The 5,866-nt window shown below is 55.6% G+C and carries 4 protein-coding genes; all 4 read left to right on the top strand.

The window, feature by feature from the left end:
- The first annotated feature begins 367 nt into the window (after positions 1-367).
- Positions 368-2,488: a choice-of-anchor B family protein gene (locus G565_RS0120030; RefSeq protein ID WP_028672409.1), complete on the top strand. Its 2,121-nt coding sequence runs from the start codon at positions 368-370 to the stop codon at positions 2,486-2,488.
- A 180-nt stretch (positions 2,489-2,668) separates the two neighbouring features.
- Positions 2,669-3,604, top strand: a complete 936-nt coding sequence (locus G565_RS27345) for a FixH family protein (RefSeq protein WP_051208323.1) — start codon at positions 2,669-2,671, stop codon at positions 3,602-3,604.
- Positions 3,605-3,612: 8 nt separating this feature from the next.
- Positions 3,613-4,911 (top strand): cytochrome-c peroxidase, encoded by a 1,299-nt coding sequence (locus tag G565_RS0120040; protein ID WP_028672410.1) that lies wholly within the window; start codon positions 3,613-3,615, stop codon positions 4,909-4,911.
- A gap of 234 nt (positions 4,912-5,145) precedes the next feature.
- Entirely contained in the window at positions 5,146-5,778 is a 633-nt protein-coding gene (locus G565_RS0120045; RefSeq protein WP_028672411.1) for a type 2 periplasmic-binding domain-containing protein, read from the top strand.
- Positions 5,779-5,866: the final 88 nt, after the last annotated feature.

Below are 5,866 nucleotides of genomic sequence, written 5' to 3' on the forward strand. Positions count from 1 at the left end.
GGCTAAAGCTGTGTAAGGTGGCGGCCATCGTCATACACAATACGCGCCGAATTCGCTTCCTGCTGCCCAGTCATTACCCATATCAAGGACTGTTTGAAACCGCACTGAACAACCTGAACTCGACATAGCCATAACCAGTGCTGACCCGGCACACTTTAAACAACGGGGTAAGGGGAAGTGTGCCTGAAAATCGGGAATCCGGGTCAAAATCGACCTGTAGCTGTGGAGCTGCTCGAAAACATTCAACAAATTCTATGCAGTGCTACTTTAGGCTGTTTGGTGAAATATCCGGGCTAGCCAGGTGGTCGGTTGGTCGTGAATCTGCGGCACACAAATATAACCAACAAAATTATAGGGATTAATAATAATGAACATACGTTCACTAAAAACCATGGCGGCCCTGTCTGCGCTCTGGTTTTCAGCTCACTCTTACGGCCACAGCGGGATGTTCCCGGATGGCTTCGAATACGATGACTCCAACGAAGGCGCGCCAGCCGAATCGTTCCAGACGCTGATGTCGAACGATTCCCAAAGCCTGGTGTCGAGCGCTACCTGCGTCGATGGCAGTGCCGCAGGCTACCCCTGTAAATCGGTCGACCTGATGTCCTTCATGGCCAAGGGTGATCTGGGTGGCGGCAGCGCCAACCTGACCGACATATGGGGTTGGACAGACCCTCAAACCGGCGCGGAAATCGCTATTGTCGCCCGTACCAACGGCACCTCTTTTGTCGATGTGACCGATGCCGCTAATCCGGTATTGCTCGGCTTCCTGCCATCGCACAATAATGGCAGCGACTCCTGGCGCGATGTTAAAACCTACAATAATCACGCCTATATCGTGGGCGATGGCAGCGGTAACAGCACCCACGGTCTGCAGGTGTTCGATCTGACGACCCTGAGCAGCGTGACCCCGGGCTCAACGCTGACCGAAACGGCGCACATGGGCGGCTTCGGCAATGCCCACAACATCGCCATTAACGAAGACACAGGCTATGCCTATGTTGTCGGCAGCAACCAGTGCAGTGGCGGGCTTTATATGGTGGATTTATCCAATCCCACCTCGCCAACATACGCCGGTTGTTTCTCGTCCGATGGTTATACGCACGACGCCCAGTGCGTGGTATATAACGGACCGGACACCGACTACAGCGGCAGCGAAATTTGCGTCGCCTATAACGAAGACACCATTACCATTGTCGACGTGACCACCAAGACCAACCCGATGCAGATCTCCCGGTCGCTCTACCAGGGTTCTCAATACACCCATCAGGGTTGGTTTATGGACGATACTCAATCCACGCTGATCATGAACGATGAGCTGGATGAGCAAAACAACGGTCACAACACCACCACCTACATCTGGGACGTCAGCGATCTGGATTACCCACAGGAAATCGGCCGTTACGTTGGACCGACCCAAGCCATCGACCACAACCTCTATACCCAAAACGGCTATGTGTTCGAGTCTAACTACCGTGCCGGTCTGCGCATTCTCGATGGTTCAGACATCACCAACGGTAACCTGACCGAAGTGGCGTACTTCGACACGATTCCGAATTCCAACTCGGCTCAGTTCTCCGGTACCTGGAGTAACTACATTTATTTCGCCAGCGGCAACATCATCATGAGTGACATCGGCAATGGCCTGTTCACCGTGAAACCGGATTGGGATGCGATAAACAACCCAGATCCGGACCCCATCGCTTATTGCGATGCCGCCAGCAATAATGCCGGCGAAGAGTGGATCAGCCAGGTGCAGATCGGCGACTTCAGCAACAGCTCCGGCAGCACTACCTACAGCGACTTTACCGACCAGACCATCGCTTTGCCGACCGGCGGCAGCGCGGTTAGCCTGACGCCCGACTTCAGCGGCTCCAGCTACAGCGAATACTGGAAGATCTGGATCGACTTGAACGGTGATGGCGATTTCACCGACAGCGGTGAAGAAGTGTTCAGCTCCGGCGGAACCTCGTCCTCCACGGTTAATGGCACGCTGACCATTCCGTCCAGCGCCAACACCGGGCCGACGCGTTTGCGCATCGCCATGCGTTACAACGCGGCTCCGACTCCGTGCGGCACCTTTAACTACGGCGAAGTCGAAGACTACACGGTCGATATCGGTGGTGACGGCGGCGGTGATCCCGATCCGCAAAGCTACGAGAACGATACCAGCTACTCGATTCCGGACAATAACAGCACCGGCATCAGTAGCCCGATTTCGGTCACCCACACTGGTGACGCCGGTACGGTTAGTGTGACGGTCGATATAACCCACACCTACATTGGTGACCTGGTCGTCGACCTGGTGCATCCGGATGGCTCTGTGTTCAACCTCCATAACCGTTCTGGCGGCTCGGCCAACGACCTGATGGAAACGTATAGCGTCTCTGTCGGAAGTAAAGACGCAGCCGGTCAGTGGCAGTTGAAGGTCAAAGACCTGGCCGGAAGGGATATTGGCACCTTGAACCGCTGGCAGCTGGATTTTTAACCGCACCCGTTGAGCAGTAACCGGCCGGTGGCAAGAGGAGAGAGCCGGCCGGTACACACATCACTGCTCCGGCGTGAACCTTCCTGAACAATGGATTTGGCAGAACCGCGTACCCACGACCTCAGGGTGCGCGGCTCTATTACCGATGGATATGGGGAATGCCCCCTGAAGAGAACATCTATGAAATGCATCCGATCAGCGGTGACCATCACCTTAATATTCCTCCTTGCATCGGCTTCGGCACACAGCCAGAGCCATTCCCATCCTGCAAGTGAGGATAATCTGATAAAAACAGCCAGCGGTATTTTGCGACAAGCGAAAGCGCTGGAAAATAATGCCACCCAGGTCCTGCACGATGCCAACCAATTGCGCCAGACCCTGAACCAACTGCGCGCCAATCAGCGCCAGATGAGCAATAGCGAGCACCAGGCCGATGTCGACCAGTCCCTGACGTTATTGAGCGACCAACTCAGCCGCTGGCAGACCGAAGGCGGAACCCTTCGCCGGCACAGCGATGAATTGCAACAGCTAGGCATGAAGGTAATGGAAGCTGGCTTTCTGAATACCTGGAGCGACGTCATTAAGCTAACGGGCCCGATTCCGCTCGAGAAAGGCGAGCACGTTTCGATGGCTCACAATACGGGTGTGCGCAGCGTACACCCCAGCCTGGATGGGCGCATGACAGCCGGAGCGGAAACCGAACAACACCAGGGCATGTCGCTGTCGGTACCGAGCATGAGTGGCCAGCAAGCTCCACCAAACCTGAATACCGGCACCTTTCAGGCGAGCCGTCAGCTGCATTATTTTGCCCATATCGAACCGGCAACACCGGCTGAGCCATTGCCCGGCGTACCGCTTAATAAAATTCACCAATGGCATTTGCTGATTGCGGACGCGGAAGGTGAGCCTGTCAGTGGCGCGTCCATAGAAGTGACTGGGCATATGCCTGGCCATGTGCACGGGTTACCGACCCAGCCTCGCGTAACGGATGAGATCGAACCCGGGGTATACCGGGTCGAGGGCATGAAATTTCAAATGCCGGGCTGGTGGGTCATGCAGTTCGATGTCGCCGGACAATCCCATGTCGACACCCTGATATTCAACCTGGTGCTGTAGAGGAATCAATGCTTAACACTCACCTAAAACCATTCTTGCTGGGAGCTTTGTTGTCGCTCTCCTGGCCGGTACTGGCAGACCCTTACGACTTTACTGAAGCCGATATCAATTTTCTGGCGGGTTTTTCCCTGGAAGCCCTACCGCCTCTACCCGAGGCTAAGAGCAATAGAGTGGCCGACGAGACCGAGGCGGGAGAGCTGGGCCAGAAGCTGTTTTTCGATCCGCGATTGAGTGGTAACGGCCAGGTATCCTGTGCCACTTGTCACCAACCAGAGCAATACTTTACCGATGGCTTGCCTCGATCACAGGCCCTGGGCACCACAAGGCGCAATGCGCCTTCCATCCCCAATTCATTACACGGGCCCTGGCAATTCTGGGACGGCCGGGCCGACAGCCTTTGGGCTCAGGCATTGAGCCCGCTCGAAGACCAGGCCGAACATGGTATCGACCGCACTTCCGCCGCCCGCCTATTGGTGACCGAATACACCGAGGCGTACGAACAGGTGTTTGGCCAAACCCAGGAGGCAGGGCAGGTGGCGGCGATCAATGTCAAAGCCAGCCCGCTGACCACTCAAACGGAGCAAGAGAGCTGGCAGGCGCTGAGCGAAGCCGAACAACAGGCAGTCAACCGGGTATTCAGCCAGATGGGTAAGTTGATCATGGCTTACGAGCGCAAGCTGGCCTTGCAACCGTCCCGCTTTGACCAATTCATCAGCCAATTGCAACCGGACGCCGACAGAGCTACATTGACTGACCTGATGAGCGAAGATGAAGTGCGGGGGATGCGGCTATTCATGGGCCCGGCCGATTGCGCCAGTTGCCACAACGGCCCACTGTTCACCAACTTCGAGTTTCATAACATCGGAGCGCCCGAGCCGGATGAAACCCAGGTGGATATGGGTCGTTATAGCGGTATCGAAGAATTACAGCGGAACGAATTCAGCTGCATTTCGCAGTGGAGCGATCTCGAACCCGAGCAGTGTCTGGAAATGGCCTTTCTCAAAACCCAGGGCCCGGAACTGGTAGGCGCCTTCAAGACCCCAAGCCTGCGCAACGTAGCCGAAACCGCACCCTACATGCAGGCCGGACAAGTGAAAACGCTCGAGGAAGTGGTGCGGCACTACAACATACCGACACCGCCTTTCTACGACCGGGAGCAGCACCCAAGCCGCCCGCACTTCGACATTGTTCCGTTGCAACTAACGGAAACTGAACTGCAACAATTGGTGGCTTTTTTGGGTACTCTCACCTCCCCATTGCCGGAAGATGATCCCTGGTGGTGGGCGCCCGAAAACGAGAGCCCTTGATGAGCGATGGCCGTTGCTCCAAAGTTTAACCAACCCCTTATTCCTGCGGTGTTTGGCTGGTCCGACACCTTGGGAATCTCCTACTCTGTCACCCTGGTCGAAAGCTGTTGAAATGATGGGGCAACTAGTGGGGGCGGAGTCATTGATCCTGACTTATTTCAATGACTCCGCCCCCATTGATTAGGCAGCCATTGCAAAAGCGTCTACTATCAATCACTCAACCAAGGAGGTTAGATGAAGGGGCTTTATTTATTGGCCGTCAGCCTGATCGCATCGACCGCCCTGGCCGATGGCTTAAGCATCGCGATAACGGACACCCGTCAGGGAATGGTTGGCTATGAGGACGGCGTATTTAGTGGCCCAATGGCGTCACGGTACCAATGCGCTATCGATGGATTGAACCAGGCCTATACCGTCACCACCTTCCCGCGAACCCGAGCGCTGCGCCTGCTGAAACACCATCAGGTTGACCTGGGCTTGCCGTTGGCCAGAACCCCGATTCGAGATACCTATGCCAGTTTTTCTGGCGCGCTATTTGAGATCGAATTTCACCTGTTCACGCAGGCAGCAGAGACCGATACACCACCGGATACCGAACAGGTTGCCGTTGTTTGGACCAGTGGTGTGCTACCGCTGATCGAAGAACTGGGGCACGAGGTCATTCCCGTCGATAACCATCAGGTCGGTGTGGCGATGGTCAAGCGGGGGCGAACCCAGGGCGTCGTAATTCCAGGGCCCTTGGTGCAAGTGATGAGTCCAGACCTTGAAGGCCTGGTTGGGCACCGATTCACGACCATGGAGCTCGGGCTGTACGTTGACCAAAACCAACCGGAACTGTTGGAACGGTTGGTTTTGGCCATAATATAGTGGACCCCATGATTTAGACCACGGGCATAGGTAGAATGCCACGACCAAGCAGGAGTAGTAACGTGGCGAGAAAACGGTTCAGTAGTGA

Source organism: Saccharospirillum impatiens DSM 12546 (assembly GCF_000423605.1).
Classification (GTDB): domain Bacteria; phylum Pseudomonadota; class Gammaproteobacteria; order Pseudomonadales; family Natronospirillaceae; genus Saccharospirillum; species Saccharospirillum impatiens.